The organism is Nesterenkonia sp. K-15-9-6, from assembly GCF_052656005.1.
On the sequence record NZ_JBQYEY010000081.1, the window covers coordinates 1 to 334 of the forward strand.

Annotated in this window: 1 protein-coding gene; it reads right to left on the reverse strand. The window is 61.7% G+C overall.

Annotated features, from left to right (window positions below):
• A partial coding sequence (locus SD455_RS16695; protein ID WP_445508758.1) for a hypothetical protein occupies nt 1-334 on the reverse strand: 334 nt, incomplete at both ends.

Genomic DNA, 334 nt, shown 5'->3' on the forward strand with positions numbered 1-334 from the left:
GACCGCCGGAGAAGTCAGCAGCACACTGGCCTCACCCACCCGGTACTGGCCCAGCCCACCGACACCATCCTGATCCAAGAACACGCCATCCTCAGCGATGACCTCAGCACCACCAAGACCGAACAGCAGAGTCGCCTCCGAGACGATCTCATCGGTGATCCCATCAACACCAGCAGCATTGAACAGCGAGAGCAGATCCAACTCCGCAGCCCCGAAGCCAGCCTCATCACCATCCAAGGTGACAGACCCATCACCAGCAGCAATGCCCGAGATCGCTCGAGCATCCACCGGCGAAGTGGTCTCCGACTCCGACAGCAGAACCCCGGCCTGACCG